The organism is Staphylococcus sp. LCT-H4, assembly GCF_001866145.1.
GTDB lineage: Bacteria > Bacillota > Bacilli > Staphylococcales > Staphylococcaceae > Staphylococcus > Staphylococcus succinus.
The window spans coordinates 58,435-79,203 of the sequence record NZ_MODY01000005.1 but is presented as its reverse complement, the minus strand read 5'-3'; the positions used below and the strand labels follow the sequence as shown (position 1 = coordinate 79,203).

Here is a 20,769-nt window from a genome sequence, read left to right as displayed (position 1 = left end):
ACATATAGATTACAGAGATTTTTAACACATAGGTATATAATATCATTTCTTAATACCTATATTCTTTTACCCGTTTAAATACTACACTAACACTTTATGTGTTGTTCTCTAATCGCTATTACGCATTTAAAACATAAAACACAATATATCTCTATTCAAGAAATATATTGTGTTGAAATCTCCATTATTATATTTTACGTATTCTCATAATATTTACTTTGTACTATATTAAAATAGCATTCAAACTATTTATTTCAAAAGTGTTTCTACAACTTCCTCTAACTTCATACCTCTCGAACCTTTTATAAGCACTTTATCTTCAGGTTGTAGATGTGTGAGTAGTGCAGCTATCAAAGCATTTTTATCTTCATAGTGTTCAGCGTGTTGGACATAATCCTTTCCACTATTATAGATGTAAGCCGCTTCTTGGCCAAATGTAAATAATGTACTGATATCTTTATCTTTCAAGTACTTTCCTACAGCTTCATGCATCATTTGGCTATCAGTACCTAATTCTAATACATCACCAAGCACAATGATTTTTCGTCCTCTCATACCAGAAAGTGTATCTATGGCTGCTTTCATACTTGTAGGACTCGCATTATATGCATCATTTATTACTACCGTATGATCCTCAGTAATATGCTGTTCCATTCTCATACCAGTCAACGTCACTTGAGCTAAATTATGAAATATCGTATCGTAATTTAAATTCAATCGTTTACCTATAGCAATAGCATAGGTAGCATTCTTCATATTATGTTCACCTAATATTGGCAATTCATATCGTTCTTCACCATTAACATTAAATGCTATACCTTCATTTTCAATATCTTCTAAATGACAAACGAGTGTATTATGAGCTGCTTGACCTACGCTTACTAATTCAACTTCTTTTAAATTTTGAACATGTGGTTCTAATAATGGTTCATCGCCATCATAAATAAATAAACCATCTTTCTTTAAACCTAATGTAATTTCAGCTTTAGCTTGTGCAATACCTTCTCTAGACCCTAAATCTTGCATGTGTGATTCTCCAATATTGGTAATCACTGCAATATTAGGTTCAGCTAATTTTGATAACAGCTCAATCTCGTGAAAACCAGACATCCCCATTTCTAAAATAGATATCTCAGTGTCTAAATCTAATTGTAATATAGTTAACGGTAATCCAATTTCATTATTATAATTACCTTGTGTTTTCTTTACTTTAAATTGAGGTTTCAACACACTTTCAATCATATCTTTAGTGGTTGTTTTCCCATTTGAGCCTGTCACGGCTATCACTTGAGGATTTACAAATTCTAAATACGCTTTAGATAATTGTTGTAATGCTTCAAGCGTGTCATCAACCCATATGATTGGACCAGTAACTTGTTCATCTAAAGCAACATCTTTTTGATAAAAAGCTGCACTTGCACCATCTTTCAATGCTTGAGCAACGTATCGATGTCCATCAACATGCTCTCCTTTAAATGGAATAAATAAATTTTGATCATTAACAACGCGTGAATCTATAGATACACCTTTAATTGTATAATCCATATATTCATTATCGATGTCACATGGAATCCAGTCTTTGACTTGCTCTAAAGTTACTTCAATCATGGTTTATACTCCTCAATCAATTATATATTTATTTTGTTTTTTATCTTCATGTTTTTCTTTTGCTAACTCAATTAACTTCTTAATTAAATCAGAATATGAAACGCCCATATTTTCCCACAGACTAGGGTACATACTAAATGCAGTAAATCCTGGCATAGCATTTGTTTCATTTATGAAAATTTGATTGTCTTCTGTAACAAAAAAGTCTGCACGTAATAAACCAGAACAGTCAGTAGCTTTAAACGCTTCAACTGCCATATTTCTTAGTGTCATTTGAACTTCTTCATCTAAATCAGCTGGAATATCTAATTTAATATTTCCATCTTTGTACTTAGCTTTATAATCATAGAAGGCTACTTCCTTAATCACTTCACCTGGCCAAGTCGTTTCAGGATAGTCATTACCTAATACAGCGACTTCTATTTCTCTTGCATCAATACCTTGTTCAATCACTAATTTACGGTCAAACTGAAATGCTTCTTCAATTCCTGATTTTAATTCTTCTTCATTATTACATTTACTGATACCTACACTAGAACCTAAATTTGCAGGTTTAACAAATACTGGATATTCTAATTTATCATGTACTAATTTTAAAATATTATTTTCATATTTATGGTATTCACTTCTCAAAAAACTTACATATGGTAATTGCGGTAATCCTCTATGTTCGAATAATTGTTTCATTACTAGCTTATCCATCGAACTTGAAGCTGCTAATACACCGTTACCTACATATGGTAAATCTAGCACTTCAAATAAACCTTGTATCGTTCCATCTTCACCATTTGGACCATGTAATAGTGGAAATACTGCGCTATATCTATCTCCTGTACTACCAACACTTAGTAATTGAGAGATTTCACCAGCAGCAACGTCAGTTAAACGTAAAGTGTCTATATTATTTATAGTGTCCACGATATTCTCTTTCTTTTTCCAGTCACCATCATTTGTGATGTAAATAATGTCTACTTGATACTGATCTTTATCAATGGCATTTAAGACATTTTGTGCTGTTAATATTGAAACATCGTGTTCCGCACTCTTTCCTCCGTATACGATACATACATTTTCCTTAGCCATAATTTTGCCTCCATATACAATTCTTAAACTACATCATATCACGATTTAATAATTTTTTGCATTTGTAAAGTAGTTTAATAATCATTTATTTTTCGTTCTATTATATAGATGTTTTGAAAGTTTATGTAACTCACCTATTTCTATAAATTCAAAATAATCTATTTTAAATTTTCGATTTAGCACCCTACTTCTAGCAATATGTTAAAAAATTCGGTAAAATCTATATATAATACATAGATAGAGAAATTTAGCTTTTCAAAGGAGTAAGAAATGAGTACTTCACGTCAATTGAAAAAAAACCATTGGATACGTCGGATAGACTGGAAATTAATAGCTATCCTAGCATTATTTGCAATTATTAGTGTCACAATTATCAATTCAGCAATGGGCGGCGGACAATATAGTGCCAATTTCAGTATTAGGCAGATTTTGTATTATGTCTTTGGTGGGTTCATTGCATTTTTAATCATGCTTGTTTCCCCAAAAAAATGGATGAAATATACATACTTACTATACTTCATCCTTTGTCTTGGGCTGTTTGTATTAATCATCATTCCAGAGACACCGTTTACGCCAATTATTAATGGCGCTAAAAGTTGGTATAAATTAGGCCCTATTAGCGTACAACCATCAGAGTTTATGAAAGTCATATTAATTTTGGCGTTAGCAAAATTAATTACAAAACATAATAAATTTACTTTCAATAAATCTATTGAGACTGATTTTAAATTACTATTTAAAATCATAGGTGTCTCTATTCTTCCAATGGCATTAATTCTATTACAAAATGACCTAGGTACGACGTTAGTCATATGCGCTATTATCATAGGAGTAATGATTGTTAGTGGTATTTCTTGGAAAATTCTAGCACCTTTATTTATTGGAATTATCGTGTTTGCTTCTGGTATTATCTTGTCAATAATATACAAACCTTCTCTAATAGAAAGTGGCTTAGGTATTAAAACTTATCAACTTGGTAGAATCAATTCATGGCTTGATCCTTATACATATAGTAGTGGAGACGGCTATCATTTAACTGAGTCTCTTAAAGCTATTGGTTCCGGTCAACTTTTTGGTAAAGGTTTTAATCATGGTGAAGTTTATATACCGGAAAATCATACTGACTTTATTTTCTCTGTCATTGGAGAAGAATTTGGATTTATTGGATCTGTAATATTAATTTTGGTATATTTAGCCCTTATTTTCCATTTAGTAAGGCTTGCGACACAAACAAATATGTCCTTTAACAAGTTATTTATTATTGGTTATGTAGCGCTCATTCTTTTCCATGTCTTACAAAATATAGGTATGACAATACAATTGTTGCCTATTACAGGTATTCCATTACCATTTATAAGCTATGGTGGTAGTTCAATATGGAGTCTCATGTTTGGTATAGGGATATTATTATCAATTACTTATCATCAACCTAAACAATATGCGCCTGCATTAGAAAATACTAAATTAACTAGAAGTTAACAAACATTTTTTAATTTAACTATAAAAACTGCTAAAATCAATAGACCTGATTTTAGCAGTTTTTATATTCTTATATTTACAAAACAATAAAAAAACGACAAGAGTCGTTGACTCCAATCGCTTAATTAAGTAACATACTATTTCAGTTCGTTAGCGGTTTTCACAGTAGTTGGTAAAGTATGCATAACTTCTAATCTTGATTTGGTTTTCTTTATGTTTACCCCTAATGATGATAATAGATTAACTACGTTTTGAATCTTATCGTTATCCTTACTCATATCATCACCCCTAACTTTCAGCTTCTACTTCATATTACCCCAATTATATATAAATTACTACATTATAACCAAATTTTTTTAATTTATTAAAATTCCAGTCTAAATTTTCGACATATTTACGTTGTATAAATACCATAAAAAATATAAAAACAACTCAAACATATCTAATGCAACTTTTAAAAATGTAAAAAGTAATTAAAAAATTATGCTACTGAATTATAGGATGGCAAAGCCTAAATCATACACTTCTTTTTCTAGGTTATTTAAACTTGCTGGCGTTTCAAAATCAATTGATATGGTCTCATTGGTTTGATTTACCGACACTTTTTTCACACCATCTATCAATTTCAAATGTTCTTCAAGCTGCTTTTGTTGTGTCTTGTTATTTATACCCGATACATGAATGACTTTAGATTTCATCTTCCTATTATACCTCTAATCTTTCATTAATTTTTGAAAAGTAACTAACAATTCTTCCATTGCTTCTTCTTGTTGCCCTTGATTGACTTTATTCATGATACAACTTTTCATGTGGTGATCTAATAACTTCGTTGCCACACTATTTAATGCTGACCGTGTAGCTCTAATTTGTGTCAACACATCATCACAATATACATCTTCATCGACCATTCTATTAATTGCTCTTACTTGACCCTCTATACGGTTCAATCTCGATTTTAAATTAGCTTTATTCTGTTCCGAGTGGTGTGCTTTTTGTATTTCCTCCATATATTAAGGACCTCCTATTGATTTGAACTATATAATATACCCCTGATAGGTATAAGTCAAGTGATAAAAGGCTATGGACGTGTTACAATAATTGAGACTTTTACAAATTTAAATAAATTGCTTTGCATTTTTGGGGGTTTAATATGATAGATATTTTTTCAATTTCATATAGTCACACAAACTTAATAATAAATGTTCTTTTAATTAGTGCATTTATATTAAACCTTATCTTTGCTTTTATCATTATTTTTATGGAACGACGATCTGCAGGTTCAATTTGGGCATGGGTCTTAGTTTTAGTCTTTATCCCAGTACTTGGTTTCATCATTTATCTATTATTTGGTAGACAAATCCAACGTACTCATATCTTTTCAATAGATGAAAAAGATAAGATTGGCATAGAAATGATTGTGAAAGAACAGCTTGAGGCATTGAAAAATGATGAGTTTTCCAAAGGTAACCATCAAATAGTTAAATTCAAAGATATGGTTCAAATGCTGTTATACAATAACGCAGCGTTTTTAACTACAGACAATAACCTCAAAATATTTACAGACGGTAAGGAAAAATTTGATGCTCTAATTAAGGATATTTACGATGCCCAAGATTATATTCATATTCAATATTACATTTTTAGAAATGATGGTTTAGGAAATCGTATTTTAAGAGCACTTGAGCAAAAACTTGAAGAAGGCCTAGAAGTTAAGATGTTGTATGACGATATGGGGTCTCGTACATTATCTTTGAAGGATTTTAAAAGCTTCCACAAAAAAGGTGGTCAAGTAGAAGCTTTCTTCCCTTCAAAACTTCCATTGATCAATCTTAGAATGAACAACAGAAACCATAGAAAAATCGTAATTATTGATGGCCATATTGGTTACGTTGGTGGTTTTAATGTTGGTGATGAATATCTAGGATTAAAGAAAAAATTTGGGTATTGGAGAGATACACATTTACGTATTGTAGGTGATGCAGTCAATGCCTTGCAGTTACGTTTTATGTTGGACTGGAATTCACAGTCTACTAGGGATAATCTGAAATATGCCGAGCGTTATTTTCCTGATGTTGAGTCTGATGGTACTGTAGGTATTCAGATCGCTTCAAGTGGTCCTGATGAAACATGGGAACAGATAAAATATGGATATCTAAAAATGATTGCTTCCGCAAAACATTCTATTTATATCCAGTCTCCTTATTTTATTCCTGATCAAGCTTTTCTAGATGCAGTTAAAATTGCTGCTTTAGGTGGTGTGAATGTAAATATTATGATACCTAATAAACCTGACCATCCATTTGTTTATTGGGTTACCTATAAAAATGTAGCTTCCCTCTTAGAAGCAGGCGTTAATATTTTCCATTATAACAACGGTTTTTTACATTCAAAAATGCTTATTATTGATGACGAAGTAGCTAGTGTTGGAACAGCAAATATGGACCATCGCAGTTTCACACTTAACTTCGAAGTTAATGCTTTTATTTATGATACGCTTATCGCACGAGAACTTAGAGTAGCTTTTGAAAAAGATTTGACTGTATCTTATAGATTAACCACAGAACTTTATGAAAAACGAAGTTTATGGATTAAATTTAAAGAAGGCATTTCGCAATTATTATCACCTATTCTGTAGTTGTATTACAGGTCTAAAGTAACGCTTTTAATAAAAGCTACTTTAGACCTTTTTGTTACAAATCTTTTTAAATCAATTAAACATATATAAAGGAGCAATATTGTATGCATACAAATGATATATTAAAATCCGCAGAATCTTACATGATTACTTTTCACACTAGTGATTCTACTGGGCATGATGTTGCCCATATCAAACGTGTTGTAAATATGGCTAAATATATCGCTAATAAGGAAAATGATGGAGATTTATTAATTATTGAATTAGCCTGTTTATTACACGATACAATTGATGAGAAACTTACTGATGGTAAACAAGCAAAAATAAAATTATTGGAATTTTTAAATCAACTTGCACTATCCTCACATCAGCAAGCAGACATTCTACATATTATTGAAAATATGAGTTATCAAGATGGACAAAATAATTCAGTACAATTATCTATAGAAGGTCAAATCGTGCGTGATGCTGATAGACTTGATGCAATTGGTGCCATTGGAATCGCTCGTACATTTCAGTTTGCTGGTCATTTTAACGAACCCATGTGGGTTGATATACAATCTGATGCAGCGTCTAACCATGAAACTACGGATTATATTGACTGGTCTCCTTCAGCGATTAAGCATTTCTATGAAAAATTATTCAAACTCAAAGATTTAATGCATACTGAAACTGGTAAACGTATCGCCCAACAACGCCATGAATATATGAAAGGGTTTGTGAATCAATTCTTTAAAGAATGGTATGTTTAACGTTGAAGTTGCACAGATTTTATTTTAAACCACAAAAAAGTACCCGCCTATTAAAAAATAGACGGGTACTTTTATTTTGAGTATGGCTATTTTTACCATAAACGCTTTTATAGATTTCAATCAATAATTAAAATAAGTTATTTTTTCTTATTTTTCTTTGAAACCACTTGCGTATTTGATCCTTTAGTTACTGAGTTTGCTGTGTTTTGCTTCATCGCTTCTATCATTGGCGCAACTTCTTTTTGAGCAAGTTTAGAATAATACATATTCGCTACTTGTGTTTGTACGATTAAGAAAGCCGCACTCACTGACCAATATAAACCTAAAGCTGATGCTGAACTTAATGAAATCCACACAATCATAATTGGTGAAATCACCATCATCATATAACCCATTTGACGCTGTTCGTTTGGCATACTCTTACTTGAAACATAAGCTTGTAAGAAGTATAAGATACCTGCAATAATTGTAATCCAAATGTCAGGTTTGGATAAGTTGAACCATAAGAAATTAGGATGCTCTGTAAAACCACCGCTAGAAGGATATTTCAATACAAAGAATAATCCCATAATGATTGGCATTTGTATTAGCATTGGTAAACAACCTAACATACTCTTCATTGGGTTCATATCATATTTTTTATATACTTCCATCATTTCTTGGTTTGCTGCCATTTTTTCTTCTTGGGTACGCGAACGCTTAACCTTCTCTTGAATCGCATCAATATCAGGTTTTGCAACTTTCATTTTTTCACGCATCATATGACTATTTTTATAATTAGATAACATGAATGGCAATAATACTAAACGAATTGCCAATACAAGTACGATAATTGCTAAACCATAGTCATTATTAAAACTAGTCCCCAACCAATGTATAACTTTGTCCATCGGCTCAACGAACGTATTATAGAAAAATCCATCCTTATTTTCAGGTTTTGAATAGTCACAGCCTGCTAAAAAGACCATTACACCTAATAATAAAGGTAGTAGCGCTTTCTTCTTCATTTTTCCACCTCTAATGATATATTCACATAGAATTTATTTTATCACACTCAAGGAAAAGTAGAAAACAAAAAAAGAAAATATTATACTTTATTCGACAGTTTGTAAAAATTGTTGCACCGTTTGTTCGATATGTTCACTTTTAGCAATCGCTGATATTAGAGAAAGACCATCTGCACCTGCACGTAAGACGTCGCTTGCATTCTCTAAACTAATACCGCCAATCGCAACAATCGGAAAGTTATCTATATAATTTCTTAATTGAGGTATCATTTCTGGCCCTACTGGCGCGTTTGCATCTCCTTTAGATGCCGTGGCATACATTGGACCTACACCAATGTAATCAACGTATGTTAAATCAGACCGATTATATTCTTCAACATCACTTACACTAAGACCGATTATTTTGTCTTTAAATTGCTTAGCAAATGTACTTACATCCAGATCATCCTGCCCTACATGTATTCCATCAGCATTAATTTCTTCGGCTAGAGCTACATCATCATTAACTATAAATGGAACTTGATAACTATGACACAGCACACATAACTGTCTCGCCAATTTGACTTTCGCTTGTCCTTTTAGTGCTGTCGTACCTTTTTCTCTAAATTGAAACATTGTAATACCAGCCTCTAGTGCTTTAGTCAATATCTCTTTAATAGAAGTATTTTCAGGTACATCTTGTGTACCACAAATGAAGTAGACTTTTAAGTACTCTTTGTTAAACATGTATTACACCTCTTGTATACGACGATAGGTTAAATAATCATCGAATGAAATATGATAAAGCGCATTAAGTAATTCAATCATAAAAGTGCCAGGACCTTTATGATGAGCCACTGCTTCTGCTTGTTCAGCAGCGATATTATATAGAGTTACTGCTTCTACTATCGCTTCTCTTGCTTGATCTTTTTGAGATGGTAAAAAACTAGCTATTACTCCGCCTAATAGACAGCCAGCACCTGTGACTTTAGTAAGCATCGGAGAACCATTTGCACTTTTTATAATTTTGTTATCTTGTATAATGACATCTTCTTTTCCTGTAACGACTATGGTTGTTTTTAAATACTCATGTGCAAGTTTCGCAATTTCAACAGGATTTAATGTCACATCGCCATCTGTGCCTTTCATAGTTGTATCATTGTGTACTAAGGTTAAAATTTCAGATGCATTACCTTTAATTACCGCAATATCTACTTCTTGTAAAAAACGATGACAAAATGCTTTACGATATTGTGAAGCGCCTACTGCAACTGGGTCGAATACCACAGGAGTACCCACTTTATTCGCAGTCTTTGCAATAGTCATAATGTCTTCTTCTTTTGCTTTTGTGAGTGTACCGATATTTATTAATAATGCATGCGCTGCATTTAACATATCGGTAGCCTCTTCTGGTGCTTCACTCATTGCAGGACTCGCTCCTAAACTTAATAAACCATTAGCAGTAAAATTTTTAACTACATCATTAGTATAGCAAATAACTAACGGTTGATTAGCTCTTAGTATTTCTATATTATTCGTCATCTAAACCGACCTCTTTCATATACGCAAAATGATTTACTGGCCCTTTTCCTTGACCAATTTCAGGAGTATATTTAATACTTAATGCGATAAATTGTTTAGCTTTGTTTACAGCATCATAAATCGATTTTCCTTTAGCTAACTCAGCAGTAATCACTGCTGAAAATGTGCAACCAGTACCATGCGTATGTTGTGTTTCATAACGCGGTGACTCAAACGTGAATACATCTTCTTTGGTAAATAAATAGTCTTTTGCTGTATCAAGGTTTTCTGAATGACCACCTTTAATGACCACACCTTTACTACCAATATCGTTAATAAATATATTACCAGCCTTATAAATTGAAGCTTCATCCGTTATCTTTAATCCTGTAATTTCTTCAGCCTCTGGTAAGTTTGGTGTAGCAACTTTTGCATAAGGTAATAAAATATTTTGTAAATCTGATTTGGCATCATCATCCATTAAAGCATCACCACTTTTAGCTAACATCACTGGATCTATCACATATGGAATTTCAGGATATTTTTTTAAATATGATTGAATTAATTCCATCATTTCTTTAGATGCAATCATACCTGTTTTTAGAGCTTGAGGTAATTCATCATCATATACGCTTTCAAGTTGTTCAGATAGCCAGCTTGTTTCAAGATTGTGAATGTGTTGCACACCTTTGGTATTTTGAGCCACAATGCTTGTAACCGCTGCCATACCGTATACACCACAAGCATGAAATGACTTTAAGTCTGCCATTACGCCAGCCCCTCCAGTTGGATCTGTTCCAGCTATGGTTAATGCAATTTTAGGTTTATTCATTATTATCTCCTCCGTAAGACCAAAATTCTTCATTAACTGACATATTAAAGAAATTACGTTCATGTACTGTACTCTGTAAAAAACAGTCTTTGATATCGTTTTTTTCTTGATTAGTACAATTTTGAGTTAATTTATCCATTAAATTATCAAAAACATGCACAAGCTCATCCATTTCTGTACTGTAAAAGACAAACCATTCTTTCAATAGTGCATCGTTATTAAGCAATTCATCTTGCAAAGCTTGTTTAGCAATGACCTGATAGACATACGGACAAGGTGCCATTGCTGCAATTGTATATGCCGCGTTTTCTTTTGCATAAGCATTAAAATACATATGTTTTATATAATGATCACCACTTGGCGGCCATACTTTCTCTTTTATAATTTCATTATAAGGCTCGTTAACAAAATCAGCTAATATTTCATGTGCCTCTACTTCCCCATCTACAATAAACTGAATTTGTTCCACTAAAAATTGGATATCTTCTAATTCCTGCATTTTTGGTATAAGCAACGCATAAATATTTGCAAATTCTTTTAAGTATGAGGCATCTGCCCTCAGGTAATACTTAATTACATCTTTAGGTAAATCACCTTTTAGCATACCTTGGATGAACGGATCTTGATAAATATCTTCTATGATTGGTTGTGAAGCTTGTTTTAACTCACTTGAAAATAACACTCTTAGTCCTCCATATAATAAAAAAAACTACAAACCCAACTAGGTATGTAGTTAATTGATAGGAAAATTAATGAATTAAACTATGAATTAAACTACTTTCCTACGTTGGTATTAACCAAATCAGGTTGTAAGGGTCTGAATAAATTCATCTCAGCACAAAGGCTCCCCTAGTAGTAATTTTATAAATTTTATATTTATTTAAACATAACAAAATGTATTAAATAATGCAAAAGAATGCGCTTCATACAAAAAAGCATCCCTATCGTTATAATAGAGATGCTTACTTTAATATTAAAATAGTAATCCAAAGGTACTACTTGAAATTATGCAGTAACCCATTGTGATGCACCAGCTGAGTTATATAAATCTACTGCTGCTTGGTCTTGTACTGATTCTGGTGCTTCAGTTGGTGATACACCTTTATATTCTGCAGGTGCTACTGAATCCCATGTACTTTGTAAGAATTGGTATTTACCTGCTGCACCTGATGAAGGGTTTACAGCTTTAAGATCGCCGCCTGATTCACGTTGAGCGATTTGTTGTAAATGCGCGTTAACATTTACTGATGAACCTTCTGAAGCTTGACTTGATTGAGTTGTAGTCGCTTCTTGTTGTGGTTGTTGTGTTTCTGCTGTTTGTGGTGCCGCTTCTTGTTTTGGTGCAGATTCTTGTTTTGGTTGTTCTGTTTGTTGAGCTTGTTCACTGTTATCTGTAGATTGTTCTACTGAACCATTAACATTTTCACCATAGCTCCAGCTAAAGTTTTGGCCGTCTGATTCAAAGTGATAGTCAACACCATTTAAATTAAAATTATAGTTATATGAACCTTCTTGAACAGGAGATTCATTTAATTGGCTTGAATTTGATTGCGCTAGTTGTGCTAACTGCGCTTTATCGATACCTTGTTCTGAAGCATCTGCTGTATTTCCTGCTGATGCTGCTCCTGTAACTCCTAGACCTACTGCTACTGTTGATGCAATAATTGTTTTTTTCATTTCCAAAAAGTCCTCCTATAAGGTAATTAGTTTTATGATTAATTTGCTAGTTACAACTATAACATCTAAAAATATGTAGTAGGTTACAGAGAAATAAAAAAAACAAGGATTTTTTTACATGCAAATTACATGCTAAATATGTATTATTCTACCAAACTTATAATTTAAACTTCATCATAATGCTATTTAAATACTAAATTAGCCTACCCTGTCGTGTAATAGCTTTGTAATTTATCAGATTATTCAGTCTAATAATCTTAGTTTTTCAGTATGCTTATCATTATTTTTCAACTATATTTTCACTTTTCCTCAATCATCATAAATAAAGTTATCAGCAGAGTATTGCATTCAATAAAGTAGCTATCTCTCTTATTTGGATTTTAAGAGAGATAGCCAGAAAGAAGTATAATTGATAGTAGGATTTGATGTATATTAATTTGGATGGATTATATTTGGGATAGTTATGATGTGGGAGTATTATACAGTTTCATATATATCATTTTGTTGTACAGTTATTTCATCTAATGACTCATGGTTGGGTTCTAGTTGGAATGGCTCAAATACCTTTTCTGTTTCAACTGTTGATTGTGGAGACATAAATTTGATGGTTTCAATATAAATTTCTGATACAAAGTGTGTCTGTCCTTCTTTTGTAAATTTACGTGATTGCATTTGTCCTGTAATACCTACCAGTGAACCTTGGTTGATATATTTTTCAATATTACTGGCTATCTTCCCAAATGCTTTACAATATAAATAGTCACAAATCGTATTTTGATGCTTATCCTTATAGTTTCTAGTTACTGCTACACAAAATGTAGCTAATTTACCGCCCTCCTTTTCAAATATTTTTGGAGCTTTAGTAAGTCGTCCTACAATGACGATATTATTTATCATGTGTCACCTCCTTCCTGTTCTAATCATATTTAATTTCGATTTTAGAGTCAAAATACACTTTCAACTTTTTCAAAAGCAAAATCTCACAGTTTTCTACAATTATTTCCTTTCTGTTTTAAAACTACGTTATAATGATTATATAAATAAAGTAATTGTAGAATTTAAATTTACTAATTGGATGTGAAGACGATGAAAACATTTAAAGCCGTTCGCTTTCAAATCGTATCAGAAAGTGGTGGAGTGACTGAATACGAATTAGATGATGGGGTCATTATAAACAAGGAAAATAGTGGCACTGGTTGGTTACTTGAAATCGTCATTTCAGACTTCCATTATGAAACAATGAAGCAACACATGGAAGATGAGACTTTACTTGATATACGTGTAGTTATTACACGTCCAGCGAATGATCCAGCGCTCTTTGATGCTACAATAAAAAATATTAGTCGCCTTGAACATTCAATTTCTGTAGTTTTTGAATGTCATATTTATACACTTAGACAAGTATATGCTGAAAGTTTATTAGAACAATTGATAGACGAAGGCCTAACTGGAGAAGACTTAAAAAAATCATTTAATCGAATGATGCAATCTAAACCAAGGCTCAAAGATGAAAGAATTGAAAGAAATTAACATAAAAAAGCCTTAAAGATTTGTTAATGCTATCAAATCTTTAAGGCTTTTTTATTTATTATTTATCTTGCAACGCAAACGTTAGCTCACAGCTACAAGCAAGTTGACCATCTACAGTAGCTTTCGCATTACCTTTACCGATAGGCCCTCTCATCTTAGTAATCTCAACTTCTAATACCAATGTATCTCCAGGTGTTACCTGTCTCTTGAATCTACATTTATCGATGCCTGCAAACAATGCAAGTTTTCCTTTATTGGCGTCATCATTTAACATAGCTACTGCACCAGTTTGTGCCAAAGCTTCAGTAATAAGAACACCAGGCATTACTGCATATTCAGGGAAGTGGCCTTGGAAAAACGGTTCATTACCAGATACCTGTTTAATTGCTACACAACGTTTACCTTCTTCATATTCAACAACTCTATCTATTAATAGAAATGGCTGTCTATGTGGTATGATTTCTTTAATTTGGTTATAGTCAAAAATTGTTTCCATTTTGCTTCCTCCAACTCTTTATTCTCTGATGATTAATATTTAAATACTAACACAGTATTAGTCTTGAGTACGTTTAATATCTGCACCTAAAGCTTTTAATTTGCCATGTAAGTCCACATATCCTCTGTCTAAATGTATGAGTTCAGTTACTTGAGTCGTTCCATCAGCTACTAGACCAGCTAATATTAATGCCGCAGCTGCACGTAAATCTGTTGCTTTGACTTGAGCACCTTGAAGTTCACTTTTTCCTTCTATCTTAGCGCTTCTGCCTTCTACTGTTATTTGAGCATTCATACGTTGGAATTCAGCAACATGCATGAATCTATTTTCAAATACCGTTTCAGTTACAACTTTGTGACCATCTGCAGTTAATAATAATGCCATCATTTGAGACTGCATATCTGTTGGAAAACCAGGATGTGGCAATGTTTTAATATCCACTGGTTTTAGTGGACCATCTACACTAACTCGAATCGAGTCACCTTGATATTCTAAATTAACACCCATCTCTTCTAGTTTATACACTAGGCTTGTCATATGCTCTTTAATGGCACCATGAACCACGATATCTCCACGTGTGATAGCACCAGCGATAAGTAATGTACCTGCTTCAATTCTGTCAGGAATGATTGAATGTTCAACACCGTGTAACTTTTCAACACCATGAATTGTAATAGTATCAGTACCTGCACCTACTACATTACCACCCATTTCATTAATATAATTCGCTAAATCAACAATTTCAGGTTCACGTGCTACATTTTCTAAGACTGTTTTACCTTCAGCTAAAGAAGCAGCCATTATAATATTTTGCGTAGCTCCTACACTTGGAAAATCTAAATGAATTGTTGTTCCTTTCAAACCATCTTTGGTGCTAGCATAAATAAATCCTCCATCCATATGGATGTCTGCCCCTAGCTCTTCAAACCCTTTAATATGTTGTTCGATAGGTCTTGAACCAATAGCACAGCCACCTGGAAGTGCTACTTTTGCATGGCCAAGACGGGCTAGAAGTGGTCCCATAACTAAAATACTTGCTCTCATTTTACTCACGTATTCATATGGTGCTTCTTCATTTAATTGTTTTGTAGCATCAACAGTTACTAATTCTGCTTCTTTATCATAAGAAACATCAGCGTTTAACGTCGATATCACATTGTTTATTGTTTCGACATCACTTAGTGCCGGTACATTCTTAAGTTTACTCACACCTTCAGATGCTAAAAGTGAAGCAGTTAGTACGGGTAAAACAGCATTTTTTGCGCCTGACACCTTAACTTCGCCTGTTAATCTATTTCCACCATTAATTTCTATCTTATCCATCTTAAATCCTCCACTTAACTACTTTTAAAATTACGTTTTTTAATTTCTTGTTACTTCCAAATCATTATATCTATATTCTCAAAAAAGATACAGTAATTGAATTATTGCGCCAAATATTTTATTTGAGTTGAAAATTGTAATAAATCAACAATAAAGTTGCTAACAGCTGTTCCTAATAAAATCGCTACAAATATCATACATATTTGTACTTGCAGAGGATATCCCTTTTTAAAAAATTGATCTAATCTCACAGCATTAAGTGCCCAATAAGCAAGACAAATACAAATAACATGCAATATGAGATGAACAATTGAAAATTGTCCCATATATTCCATAAGTCCTGCACCTCGCTATTCACTAATTATTTATTTTACATGAAATATGACCCAAAAGATACTGAAGCCCCAAATTATATGGCATGCTCTATTATACTTTATTATAAGATATTTTTCCCATTATCCTGTGCTTTATTCATCAATTACTAAAAAATAATATTTCAAATTATTAAGAGGAGACATAAAAAAATTGAAGCTCCTATTTTAAGGAACTTCAATTTTTTAAGTCTTATTGTAAGTTAGCAACACGAATACGGTTATTTGCACGTTCTAATGCACGTTTGGCTCTATTAATGTCACTATCATCTTCATCATTATTCAAATGAGATTCTGCTCTAGATTTAGCTAATTCTGCTCTAGCCACATCTATTTCTTCAGCAGGTTCTGCAGTTTGTACAATAATGGATAACTTATCTTGTCTAACCTCAACAAAACCTTCACTCACTGCAATATATTCTGAACCGCCGTCAAAATTAATTTTGGCATAGCCAATTTCAAGCGCTGCAACTGTAGGAATATGTCCATACATGACACCAATGTCTCCAGCAGTAGTTTGTAATACTGCAAGATTAACATCATCTCGGTCGTAAACAGAACCATTAGGAGTGACAATATTTAGGCTTAATGTGTTCATTATCCATACCTCCTAATTTTTAAACTTCAACACCCATATCTTTAGCTTTTGCAATTACGTCATCCATACCACCAACAAGTCTGAATGCATCTTCAGGGATATGATCGTATTTACCTTCTAAGATTGCTTTGAAGTCTTCTACAGTTTTCTTAACTGGTACATATGAACCTTTTTGACCAGTAAATTGTTCAGCTACGTGGAAGTTTTGAGATAAGAAGAACTGAATACGACGCGCACGTTCAACAGTTTGCTTGTCTTCTTCAGATAATTCATCCATACCTAATATAGCGATGATATCTTGTAATTCTCTATACTTCTGTAATGTAGATTGTACGTTACGTGCAATTTCATAGTGCTCTTGTCCAACAATAGTTGGTTCAAGCGCTCTTGATGTTGATGCTAATGGATCAACAGCTGGATAAATACCCATTTCTGTCAATTTACGCTCTAAGTTTGTTGTAGCATCTAAATGCGCAAATGCCGTCGCTGGTGCTGGGTCTGTATAGTCATCCGCAGGTACGAAAACTGCTTGAATAGAAGTTACCGATCCTTTGTTTGTTGATGTAATACGTTCTTGTAATTGACCCATTTCCGTTGCTAATGTTGGTTGATAACCAACCGCAGAAGGCATACGACCTAACAATGCTGATACTTCAGAACCAGCTTGCGTGAATCTGAAGATATTATCAATAAATAGTAAAACATCTTTTCCTTCTTCATCACGGAAGTATTCTGCCATAGTTAAGCCAGATAAAGCTACACGCATACGTGCACCAGGTGGCTCATTCATTTGACCAAATACCATTGCTGTTTTCTTAATAACACCACTTTCACTCATTTCAAAGTACAAGTCGTTACCCTCACGTGTACGTTCACCTACACCAGCAAATACTGATATACCACCATGCTCTTGAGCAATGTTATTAATTAATTCTTGGATTAAAACTGTTTTACCAACACCGGCACCACCGAATAATCCGATTTTACCACCTTTAATATAAGGTGCGAGTAAATCAACAACTTTAATTCCTGTTTCTAAAATTTCAACTTTTGTAGATAATTGATCAAATGCAGGCGCTTCTCTGTGAATTGGATCACGGCGAGCTGAATCATCAATTTTTTCATCTAAATCAATCGTTTCGCCTAATACGTTGAACACTCTACCTAAAGTAGCATCTCCAACTGGAACACTAATACTTTGACCACTGTCTCTTACTTCCGTACCACGTTTTACACCATCAGTCGAATCCATAGCTATCGTACGGACTACGTCATCACCAAGTTGTAACGCTACTTCTAATGTTAAAGCAATAGTTTCATTATCTTTTTCAACATTAAGTACTAAGGCATTGTTAATTTCTGGAACTTCATTGTGTTCAAAACGAACATCAATTACTGGACCCATAACTTGTGTTACACGGCCTAATCCCATGCTGTTTTCCTCCTTTAATAGTTATTCAAGTGCAGCCGAACCGCCAACAATTTCTGTGATTTGTTGTGTGATTGCTGCTTGTCTAGCTCTATTATATTCTAATGATAAATCATCAATAAGTTCTGTCGCATTGTCAGATGCATTTTTCATTGCAGTCATTCGTGTTGCATGTTCACTCGCTTTTGCATCTAGAATTGTACCGTATATTAAGCTTTCTACATATTGCGGTAGAATAACGCTTAATATCGATTCCTTATCTGGTTCAAATTCATAAGAAGACATTTGGCCATGTCCTAAACTTGAATCTTCTGGAGATAATGGAAGTACAGTTTTCATTGACGGCTTATGTTCTAATACACTTACGAAATGACTGAAATAGATTTTTACTTCATCTACATCTTCATCACTGTATAAATCAATTGCTTTTTTAGCAATTGCTTGTACTTCTTTAAATGAAGGTTGATCAGGAACTTCTGTTAATGATTCACGAATTTCATAACCTTTGTTTTTAAGGAAATCAACACCTGTTTGTCCTAATACTAAGATAGTGTATTCATCTTTACTTGCATGCTTACTTTCTATATCTTTTATTAGGTGTTTTAATACATTTGCATTATACGCTCCTGCTAATCCCTTATCACTAGTAATAACCAGATAGCCACTCTTCTTCACTTCACGTTGTTTTAACATTGGGTGGTGTGAATTTTTATCTGCACCAGCAACAGCAGTTATTGCATCTTGCATTTTTTCCATATAAGGTCTAAATTGCTTAGTATTTTTTTCAGCACGACGCAATTTGGAACTAGATACCATGTTCATTGCTTTCGTGATTTGTTTCATTTTTTGGGTTGATTTTATACGTGTATCAATCTCTTTTAGAGATGCCATTATCTCACCACCTTTTATTTACTTTAACGATTATGCTTCTGTTCTACTAAAACTTTTTTTGAATTCAGTAATAGCTTTTTCAAATGCATCGTCATTCGGTAATCCACCTGAAGTTTTAATTTCTTCTAATAACTCTGAAGCATTAGATTTAGCCCATTGATTTAATTCATCTTCAAAACGAGTAATATCTACAACAGGAATATCATCTAAATAACCTTTAGTTAAAGCATAGATAATTAATACTTGGTTTTCTACAGGTAGTGGTTTGTTTTGATCTTGTTTTAACACTTCAACCGTACGTTTACCACGTTCTAATTTTTGAGCTGTAAATTCATCTAAATCAGAACCAAATTGAGCAAATGATTCTAACTCACGGTAAGACGCTAAGTCTAAACGTAACGTACCCGCAACTTTTTTCATTGCTTTAATTTGTGCAGAACCACCTACACGTGATACTGATTGTCCAGCATTGATTGCTGGTCTAACACCAGAGAAGAACAAGTCTGATTGTAAGAAGATTTGTCCATCAGTAATAGAAATTACGTTTGTAGGGACATATGACGAAATATCTCCTGCCTGTGTTTCAATAATTGGTAATGCAGTAATTGAACCGCCACCAAGCTCGTCATTGAGTTTTGCAGCTCTTTCTAATAATCTACTATGTATGTAGAATACATCACCAGGATAAGCTTCACGGCCTGGAGGTCTACGTAATAATAGTGATAGTTCACGATAAGCTGATGCTTGTTTTGTTAAGTCATCATAAACAACTAACACATGCTTACCATTAAACATAAATTCTTCACCCATAGTAACACCAGCATAAGGTGCAATATATAACATAGGTGCTGGGTCTGCAGCTGATGCTGAAACTATAATTGTATAATCAAGTGCGCCTTCTTGGCGTAATTTTTCGACGTTTGCACGTACAGTTGAATCTTTTTGTCCGATTGCAACATAGATACAAATTGTACCTTGATCTTTTTGATTTAAGATTGTATCGATAGCGACAGTCGTTTTACCTGTTTGACGATCACCGATGATCAATTCACGTTGTCCACGTCCAATAGGTACAAGTGCATCAATCGCTTTAATACCTGTTTGTAATGGTTCGTCTACTGATTTACGGTCCATTACACCAGTTGCTTTTTTCTCAACTGGGCGTGACTTAGTAGTATTAACTGGTCCTTGACCATCAATTGGTTGACCTAATGGATTCACAACTCTTCCAATTAACTCGTCACCGACAGGAACTTCCATAATACGTCCAGTACGTTTTACTTCGTCCCCTTCTTTAATATCAGTGTAAGGTCCTAAAATAACAACACCAACATTCGATTCTTCTAAATTTTGTGCTAAACCTAGAACGCCGCTTTTAAATTCTACGAGCTCTCCAGCCATAACATCATTTAATCCGTGGATTAAAGCTATACCATCACCAATTTGTAGAACTGTGCCTACATCAGTAACAGTAGTTTCTGACTCATAATTTTCTATTTGTGAGCGAAGTAATGCACTGATTTCTTCAGCTTTAATGGCCATCTATGTCACTCCTTCA

The 20,769-nt window shown here is 33.3% G+C and carries 23 protein-coding genes and 1 riboswitch; of the genes, 4 read left to right on the top strand and 19 right to left on the bottom strand.

The features are described 5' to 3' along the window. Nucleotides 1-249: 249 nt before the first annotated feature. Together BK821_RS11960 and BK821_RS11955 are read right to left on the bottom strand one after the other, a co-directional pair. Nucleotides 250-1,608 carry a UDP-N-acetylmuramoyl-tripeptide--D-alanyl-D-alanine ligase gene (locus BK821_RS11960; protein WP_046837780.1) on the bottom strand — a complete coding sequence of 453 codons (1,359 nt, stop codon included), beginning with the start codon at nt 1,606-1,608 and terminating at the stop codon, nt 250-252. 12 nt (nt 1,609-1,620) lie between these two features. Then, nucleotides 1,621-2,691, bottom strand: a complete 1,071-nt coding sequence (locus BK821_RS11955; protein WP_046837781.1) for a D-alanine--D-alanine ligase — start codon at nt 2,689-2,691, stop codon at nt 1,621-1,623. A gap of 270 nt (nt 2,692-2,961) precedes the next feature. Here BK821_RS11955 and BK821_RS11950 point away from each other — a divergent pair, with 270 nt between their 5' ends. Next, nucleotides 2,962-4,170 carry an FtsW/RodA/SpoVE family cell cycle protein gene (locus tag BK821_RS11950; RefSeq protein WP_046837782.1) on the top strand — a complete coding sequence of 403 codons (1,209 nt, stop codon included), beginning with the start codon at nt 2,962-2,964 and terminating at the stop codon, nt 4,168-4,170. Nucleotides 4,171-4,307: 137 nt separating this feature from the next. Here BK821_RS11950 and BK821_RS13385 read toward each other — a convergent pair whose 3' ends face one another. The 3 genes from BK821_RS13385 to csoR all read right to left on the bottom strand — a co-directional run bounded on the left by BK821_RS13385 (nt 4,308) and on the right by csoR (nt 5,177). Next, nucleotides 4,308-4,448: an Lmo0850 family protein gene (locus tag BK821_RS13385; RefSeq protein ID WP_101118351.1), complete on the bottom strand. Its 141-nt coding sequence runs from the start codon at nt 4,446-4,448 to the stop codon at nt 4,308-4,310. A gap of 216 nt (nt 4,449-4,664) precedes the next feature. After that, a complete protein-coding gene (gene csoZ / locus BK821_RS11945) occupies nt 4,665-4,868 on the bottom strand; it encodes a putative copper chaperone CsoZ (protein WP_046837783.1) in 204 nt (67 codons plus the stop codon). Nucleotides 4,869-4,883: 15 nt separating this feature from the next. Beyond that, the gene (gene csoR, locus BK821_RS11940) at nt 4,884-5,177 is read right to left on the bottom strand and encodes a copper-sensing transcriptional repressor CsoR (RefSeq protein WP_046837784.1); all 294 of its coding nucleotides are present in this window, start codon (nt 5,175-5,177) and stop codon (nt 4,884-4,886) included. A 143-nt stretch (nt 5,178-5,320) separates the two neighbouring features. Here csoR and cls point away from each other — a divergent pair, with 143 nt between their 5' ends. Together cls and BK821_RS11930 are read left to right on the top strand one after the other, a co-directional pair. After that, on the top strand, nt 5,321-6,805 hold the full coding sequence (cls, locus tag BK821_RS11935) for a cardiolipin synthase (RefSeq protein ID WP_046837785.1): 1,485 nt from the start codon (nt 5,321-5,323) through the stop codon (nt 6,803-6,805). Nucleotides 6,806-6,909: 104 nt separating this feature from the next. Beyond that, nucleotides 6,910-7,557 (top strand): HD domain-containing protein, encoded by a 648-nt coding sequence (locus BK821_RS11930; RefSeq protein ID WP_071331712.1) that lies wholly within the window; start codon nt 6,910-6,912, stop codon nt 7,555-7,557. Between the two features lie 137 nt (nt 7,558-7,694). On the opposite strand, the gene yidC is transcribed toward BK821_RS11930, so the two are convergent. The 7 genes from yidC to BK821_RS11895 form a co-directional block, all read right to left on the bottom strand. Beyond that, nucleotides 7,695-8,564, bottom strand: a complete 870-nt coding sequence (gene yidC, locus BK821_RS11925; RefSeq protein ID WP_046837787.1) for a membrane protein insertase YidC — start codon at nt 8,562-8,564, stop codon at nt 7,695-7,697. 87 nt (nt 8,565-8,651) lie between these two features. Continuing rightward, nucleotides 8,652-9,290, bottom strand: a complete 639-nt coding sequence (thiE, locus tag BK821_RS11920) for a thiamine phosphate synthase (RefSeq protein WP_071331711.1) — start codon at nt 9,288-9,290, stop codon at nt 8,652-8,654. Nucleotides 9,291-9,293: 3 nt separating this feature from the next. Further along, nucleotides 9,294-10,085: a hydroxyethylthiazole kinase gene (thiM, locus tag BK821_RS11915; RefSeq protein WP_071331710.1), complete on the bottom strand. Its 792-nt coding sequence runs from the start codon at nt 10,083-10,085 to the stop codon at nt 9,294-9,296. Beyond that, the gene (gene thiD / locus BK821_RS11910) at nt 10,075-10,896 is read right to left on the bottom strand and encodes a bifunctional hydroxymethylpyrimidine kinase/phosphomethylpyrimidine kinase (protein WP_071331709.1); all 822 of its coding nucleotides are present in this window, start codon (nt 10,894-10,896) and stop codon (nt 10,075-10,077) included. The genes thiM and thiD overlap by 11 nt, the downstream gene beginning before the upstream one ends. Next, nucleotides 10,889-11,578: a thiaminase II gene (gene tenA / locus BK821_RS11905; protein ID WP_071331708.1), complete on the bottom strand. Its 690-nt coding sequence runs from the start codon at nt 11,576-11,578 to the stop codon at nt 10,889-10,891. Before tenA ends, thiD begins: the two co-directional genes overlap by 8 nt. A gap of 80 nt (nt 11,579-11,658) precedes the next feature. Beyond that, nucleotides 11,659-11,757, bottom strand: a riboswitch (TPP riboswitch). Nucleotides 11,758-11,901: 144 nt separating this feature from the next. Then, nucleotides 11,902-12,573 (bottom strand): transglycosylase family protein, encoded by a 672-nt coding sequence (locus BK821_RS11900; protein WP_046837792.1) that lies wholly within the window; start codon nt 12,571-12,573, stop codon nt 11,902-11,904. Nucleotides 12,574-13,050: 477 nt separating this feature from the next. Further along, nucleotides 13,051-13,470, bottom strand: coding sequence for a single-stranded DNA-binding protein (locus BK821_RS11895; RefSeq protein WP_046837793.1), 420 nt, complete (start codon nt 13,468-13,470; stop codon nt 13,051-13,053). Between the two features lie 189 nt (nt 13,471-13,659). Between BK821_RS11895 and BK821_RS11890 the strand changes: the two genes are divergently transcribed. After that, entirely contained in the window at nt 13,660-14,103 is a 444-nt protein-coding gene (locus BK821_RS11890) for a YwpF-like family protein (RefSeq protein WP_046837794.1), read from the top strand. A gap of 58 nt (nt 14,104-14,161) precedes the next feature. Here the strand turns inward: BK821_RS11890 and fabZ are convergent, their stop codons facing one another. The 7 genes from fabZ to atpA form a co-directional block, all read right to left on the bottom strand. Further along, nucleotides 14,162-14,599 carry a 3-hydroxyacyl-ACP dehydratase FabZ gene (gene fabZ / locus BK821_RS11885; RefSeq protein ID WP_046837795.1) on the bottom strand — a complete coding sequence of 146 codons (438 nt, stop codon included), beginning with the start codon at nt 14,597-14,599 and terminating at the stop codon, nt 14,162-14,164. Nucleotides 14,600-14,656: 57 nt separating this feature from the next. Further along, entirely contained in the window at nt 14,657-15,922 is a 1,266-nt protein-coding gene (murA, locus tag BK821_RS11880) for a UDP-N-acetylglucosamine 1-carboxyvinyltransferase (protein ID WP_046837796.1), read from the bottom strand. 101 nt (nt 15,923-16,023) lie between these two features. Then, complete coding sequence (locus BK821_RS11875; protein WP_046837797.1) at nt 16,024-16,257, bottom strand: DUF1146 family protein; 234 nt, start codon at nt 16,255-16,257, stop codon at nt 16,024-16,026. 229 nt (nt 16,258-16,486) lie between these two features. After that, entirely contained in the window at nt 16,487-16,891 is a 405-nt protein-coding gene (locus BK821_RS11870) for a F0F1 ATP synthase subunit epsilon (protein ID WP_046837798.1), read from the bottom strand. 19 nt (nt 16,892-16,910) lie between these two features. Then, a complete protein-coding gene (atpD, locus tag BK821_RS11865; RefSeq protein ID WP_046837799.1) occupies nt 16,911-18,323 on the bottom strand; it encodes a F0F1 ATP synthase subunit beta in 1,413 nt (470 codons plus the stop codon). 21 nt (nt 18,324-18,344) lie between these two features. Next, on the bottom strand, nt 18,345-19,211 hold the full coding sequence (gene atpG, locus BK821_RS11860) for an ATP synthase F1 subunit gamma (RefSeq protein ID WP_046837800.1): 867 nt from the start codon (nt 19,209-19,211) through the stop codon (nt 18,345-18,347). A gap of 30 nt (nt 19,212-19,241) precedes the next feature. Beyond that, nucleotides 19,242-20,753 carry a F0F1 ATP synthase subunit alpha gene (atpA, locus tag BK821_RS11855; RefSeq protein ID WP_046837801.1) on the bottom strand — a complete coding sequence of 504 codons (1,512 nt, stop codon included), beginning with the start codon at nt 20,751-20,753 and terminating at the stop codon, nt 19,242-19,244. Nucleotides 20,754-20,769 lie beyond the last annotated feature (16 nt).